Here is a 785-nt window from a genome sequence, read left to right on the forward strand (position 1 = left end):
CTGATCTTGACTCTGCCCGTGGTCTTCTGGTCTGAACATATCCAAATGCTTCTCGGTTATCAGGCACCGGAATTTTTCGGGTCTACCTGGATTCCACCGGTTCTTGGCACAATAATCTTTTTCTATGGCGGATGGGTGTTCATTCAGGGGGCATGGCGGGAACTAAAGGCCCTGTTGCCCGGCATGATGACCCTCATCTCTCTGGCCATAGCTGTCGCTTTTCTGTTCTCATGGATTGTGCAGCTTCAGCTAATCGAGGCAGCGGCGCTCTGGTGGGAACTGGCAACCTTGATTACAATCATGCTGCTGGGCCACTGGATCGAGATGCGCTCGATCGTTCAGGCGCAGGGAGCGTTAAAGGAGTTGGCAAAACTTCTTCCGGATACCGCCATGCGTATTACCGATCAGGGCGAGGAGGAGAAAGTTGCTGTAAGTGAGCTTAAAAAAGGAGACCTGGTGCTGGTCCGCCCGGGCGAAAGCATTCCTGTGGATGGAGTAGTGCAAAAAGGAAAAAGTGATTTAAACGAATCAATGATTACCGGCGAGTCAAAGCCGGTGAAAAAGGTAGAAGGAGACGAAGTTATTGCCGGTACAATCAATGGCGAAGGTTCGCTCCGCGTAGAGGTTACCGGTACCGGCGATGATACCAAGCTGTCAGGCATCATGAGACTCGTAGCAGATGCACAGCAATCCAAATCCAGGGCGCAACACCTGGCTGACCGTGCTGCTCAACTTCTCACCGGAGTAGCCATCGTTTCGGCTGTGATCACTTTTATTGTTTGGCG

General features: G+C 51.8%; 1 protein-coding gene. It reads left to right on the forward strand.

The features are described 5' to 3' along the window. Positions 1–785, forward strand: a 785-nt coding sequence (locus SCM96_16000) for an HAD-IC family P-type ATPase (GenBank protein ID MDW7762110.1), incomplete at both ends; no start/stop codon positions are given.

It is taken from the genome of Acidobacteriota bacterium, assembly GCA_033549365.1.
Classification (GTDB): Bacteria; Acidobacteriota; Aminicenantia; order Aminicenantales; family Saccharicenantaceae; genus JAWSUF01.